We start from the raw sequence: 4,087 nt of genomic DNA on the forward strand, positions 1-4,087 counted from the left end.
GCGGCCGCGTGCCCGGCCGTGCGCCCGGCCGCGCGCCGGGCCGGGATCGAAACGAACCCCGGCTACGCTGGCGGGCGATGGCCGCCGTTCCCCCCGAGAACATGCTCGCCCGCGTCCTCGCGTACGACCATGACGCGGACCCGACCAGCGCGCGCGTCCTCGACGCCGCGCTGGAGCAGTTCGCCGAGTTCGGGCTGCGCCGCGCCTCCATGGAGGACGTCGCGCGCCGCGCCGGGGTCGCCCGGATCACCGTCTACCGCCGGTTCGCGTCCAAGAACGCGCTGGTCGAGGCGGTGCTGCTGCGGGAGGTGCGGCGTTTCCTCGAGGTGTTCACCGCCGCCATGGAGGGCCTGCCGGACGTTTCCGACCGGGTCGCGGAGGGGTTCGTGGTGACGCTGCGGCACGCCCGCGGGCACGGGCTGTTCCAGCGCCTGATGGCGACGGAGCCGGACGCGCTGCTGCCGTTCCTGACCGTCGACAGCGGCCCGTTCCTCGCGGCGGCGCGGACGTTCCTGGCCGGGGTGCTGCGCGCCGCGGACGGCGTCGCGCCGGACGTCGCGGAGGACGCCGACGTCACCGCCGAGACGCTGATCCGGGTGATGCTGTCGTTCGTGCTGGCCCCGGACGGCTGCGTCCCGCTGGACGACGACGACCGCGCGCGCCGCTACGCCCGCCGCCACCTCGCCCCGATGATCACCCGCCGCCCGCCCGCCGCACCCTGACGGCGTCCCGACGGCGTCCCGACGGTGCCCCGACGGCGTCCCGACGGCGTCCTGAACGGGGATCGCCCGCGTCCCCGGGGCGACGGGGACGCGGGCGATGTCGAACGAGACGAGACTAGTCCCTGTCCGGGCTCCCGCTGAGGAGATCGGCGCCGCTCACGACGCCAGCACCGCCTGCAGGAAGTCGCGGGTGCGCTGCTCGGCGGGCTCGCCGAAGATCCGGTCCGGCGGGCCCTCCTCGACGATCTGGCCCTGGTCGAACATCAGCACCCGGTCGGAGATGTCCTTGGCGAAGGCCATCTCGTGCGTGACGCACAGCATCGTCAGGTCGCTCTCGCGGGCGATGTCGCGCAGCAGGTCCTGCACGCCGACGACCAGCTCCGGGTCCAGCGCGGAGGTCACCTCGTCCAGCAGCAGCACCTTCGGCTGCATGGCCAGCGCCCGCGCGATCGCGACCCGCTGCTGCTGCCCGCCGGACAGCTGCGAGGGGTGCGCGTTCTCCTTGTCGGACAGCCCGACCATGTCCAGCAGGCCGCGGGCCCGCTCGACCGCCTCGTCCTTGGACGCCCCGAGCACCCGCACCGGCCCCTCGGTGAGGTTGCGCAGCACGTTCATGTTCGGGAACAGGTTGAACTGCTGGAACACCATGCCGACCTGCTTGCGCATCTCGTGCAGGTGCTTCTGGTTGGCCGGGACGCGGCGCCCGCCCTTGTCCATGTGCCAGAGGGTGTCGTCGCCGATCCAGATCAGCCCGTCGTCGAGCTTCTCCAGCGTCATCAGCAGCCGCAGGATCGTCGTCTTGCCCGATCCGCTCGGCCCGATCAGCGTCACCCGCTCGCCGGGCTCGACGGCGAAGTCCAGCTCGCGCAGCACGGTGTTGGAGCCGAACCGCTTGACGACCTTCTCGAAGCGGATGCCGGGCGCGTCGCCCCGCGGCAGCGCGGCCGCCGCGCCGCCGCCGTCCTCCTTGCGGACGCCCTGCTTCCCGACGGAGACGCCCGGGGACTCCTCTTCGGGCGTGGGGGCTTCCGGTGTGGTGTCAGTTGGTGGCATAACGCCTCTCCAGGCGGCGGACGAGTATCGAGGAAATGACGCTGACGATGACGAACAGCAGGCCCACCAGCGTGACCGGCTCCAGGAACCGCAGGCTCCGCGAGCCCACCTGGTACGCCGACATCAGCAGCTCCGTCACGTTGATCGCCAGCAGCAGCGGCGAGTCCTTGAACATCGCGATCAGGTAGTTGCCCAGCGTCGGGATCACCCGCCGGATCGCCTGCGGCAGGATCACGTCCAGCCACACCCGCGACCGCGGCAGGTTCAGCGCGGTGCACGCCTCCCACTGCCCGCGCGGGATGTCGGAGATCCCCGCCCGGTACACCTCGGCGGTGTAGGTCGAGTAGTGGATCCCCAGCGTGATGATCCCGGCGGTGAGCGAACCGATCGTCAGGCCCCACGACGGCAGCACGTAGTACACGAAGTACAGCTGCGGGATCAGCGGCGTCGACCGGATGAACTCGGTGACCCACCGCACGGTCTGGGCGACGACGACGTTCGGGGTGCGCCGCAGCATCGCCCACACCAGGCCGAGGAGCACCGCGATGACGTAGCCGGCGAGCGTCGCGATGACGGTGTAGCGCAGCCCGTCCAGCAGGTCGGGGATGATGTCGCCGGTGTAGTTCCAGTCCCAGTTCATCAGCCGGCCACTCCCGCTCCGGGCGCGCCCGCCGCGACCGTCCCGAGGTCGGGCTCACGGGTGGAGCGGCGGCCGAGCATCCGGTCCACCCGCCGTTCGGCGTAGCGCACGAACAGCTGCAGCACCTGCGCGATGACGAAGTACAGCACCAGCGCGACGGTGAACGACCAGACGGTCTGCCCGGTGCTGCCCTGCACGTTCTTGGAGACGTGCGTGATGTCGACGAGGCCGACGAGCGAGACGATGGCGGTGCCCTTCATCAGCTCGATGAGCAGGTTGCCGAACGGCGGCAGCATCAGCGCGAACGCCTGCGGCAGCAGGACGCGCCGCATCCGCTGCGCGGGCGTGAAGTTCAGCGCGACCGTCGCCTCGTACTGCGCCCTGGGGACGGCCTTGATCGAGCCGCGCACCACCTCGGCGCCGTACGCGCCGACGTTCATGCCGAGCGCGAGGACCGCCGCGAACAGGGTGGTGAACCGGAGGCCGATGAGGGGCAGCGCGTAGAAGAACCAGTAGAGCAGCACCAGCGTCGCGGTGCCGCGGAAGAACTCCACGTACACCCGGTTCAGCGCGCGGACCCACCCGCTGCGGGCGGTGCCCGCGAGCCCGAAGAGCAGCGCGAGGACCAGCGCCAGCAAACCGCCGAAGACGGTGAGCCGGAAGGTCAGCCACGCGCCCTCCAGCCACTGGTGATAGCTGTCGAGGACCTGCGACACAGGTCAGCCCTGGCAGAACTTGGCGGCGGTGTCGTCCGGGCTCGGCATCTCCGCCTGGGTGAACCCGAACGGCTGCAGGATCGGCAGCAGCTGGTTGCCCTTCTCCAGCGCCGCGAGCTGGGTGTTCCAGGCGTTCAGCAGGTCGGAGTCGGCCTTGCGGAACACGAACGCGCCGGCGCCGAGCTGCTCCTTGCCGTCGATGACGGGCGTGAACGCGTCCGTCACCTCGTACTTGCCGTCCTGGTGCTTGGACAGCAGGTCGGCCAGCGAGATGCGGGTCAGCCAGATGCAGTCGATGCGCCCGGACTTCAGGCCCTCGTAGGCGCTGGCCTGGTCCTGGAACGTCTTGATGTCGCTCTTCTTGACGCCGCTCTTCTCGGCGTAGCCCTGCTCGACCGCGCCGGTCAGCACGCCGACCCGGACGCCGGCCTTCGCCGGGTCGTTCTGGTTCTTCAGGTTCTTCGGGTTGCCCTTCGGCACCATGAAGGCGCTCTTGGCGACGTACTCGGGGTTGGCGAACGCGGCGGACGCGCACCGCTCGGGGGTGATGAACATGCCGGCGGCGATCGCGTCGAACCGCTTGGCGTTGAGGCCGCCGATCAGGCCGCCGAAGTCGACCTGGACGCCCTCGACCTTGTCGATGCCGAGCTTCTTGAAGATGGCGCGGGCCAGCTCCGGCGCCTCGCCGGTCAGCTTGCCGTCCTTGTCGGTGTAGCCGTAGGGGGCCTCGTTGGCGAACCCGACGGTGATCTTTCCGGCCTTCTTGGCCTTGTCGAGGGTGCCGCCGCCGGAGACCTCCTTGTCCGGATCCGTCGTGGAGCAGCCCGCCGCCGCCAGGGGGACCGCGGCGGACAGCAGAACGGCGGTGCGGAGGAAGTCGCGTCTCGAGGAAGTCATCGTTGAACTCCTGCAGGGGAGGGGGTGGACCCGCGCCCGCGGGGGGCCGTGGAGAGCCC

General features: G+C 70.8%; 5 protein-coding genes. 1 reads left to right on the plus strand and 4 read right to left on the minus strand.

Annotated features, from left to right (window positions below; genetic code table 11):
* Positions 1-77: 77 nt before the first annotated feature.
* Complete coding sequence (locus ABZ914_RS47890; RefSeq protein ID WP_433137922.1) at positions 78-722, plus strand: TetR/AcrR family transcriptional regulator; 645 nt, start codon at positions 78-80, stop codon at positions 720-722.
* 156 nt (positions 723-878) lie between these two features.
* Here ABZ914_RS47890 and ehuA read toward each other — a convergent pair whose 3' ends face one another.
* From ehuA to ehuB, 4 genes are read right to left on the minus strand one after another with little or no spacing between them, the layout of a single operon-like run.
* A complete protein-coding gene (ehuA, locus tag ABZ914_RS47895; RefSeq protein WP_190866128.1) occupies positions 879-1,775 on the minus strand; it encodes an ectoine/hydroxyectoine ABC transporter ATP-binding protein EhuA in 897 nt (298 codons plus the stop codon).
* A complete protein-coding gene (ehuD, locus tag ABZ914_RS47900; protein WP_190866126.1) occupies positions 1,762-2,415 on the minus strand; it encodes an ectoine/hydroxyectoine ABC transporter permease subunit EhuD in 654 nt (217 codons plus the stop codon). Before ehuD ends, ehuA begins: the two co-directional genes overlap by 14 nt.
* Positions 2,415-3,131: an ectoine/hydroxyectoine ABC transporter permease subunit EhuC gene (ehuC, locus tag ABZ914_RS47905; protein WP_500201287.1), complete on the minus strand. Its 717-nt coding sequence runs from the start codon at positions 3,129-3,131 to the stop codon at positions 2,415-2,417. Before ehuC ends, ehuD begins: the two co-directional genes overlap by 1 nt.
* A 3-nt stretch (positions 3,132-3,134) precedes the next feature.
* Positions 3,135-4,028, minus strand: coding sequence for an ectoine/hydroxyectoine ABC transporter substrate-binding protein EhuB (gene ehuB, locus ABZ914_RS47910; protein ID WP_500201288.1), 894 nt, complete (start codon positions 4,026-4,028; stop codon positions 3,135-3,137).
* Between the last annotated feature and the right edge of the window lie 59 nt (positions 4,029-4,087).

The organism is Spirillospora sp. NPDC046719, from assembly GCF_040645715.1.
In the GTDB taxonomy this organism is placed as follows: Bacteria; Actinomycetota; Actinomycetes; order Streptosporangiales; family Streptosporangiaceae; genus Spirillospora.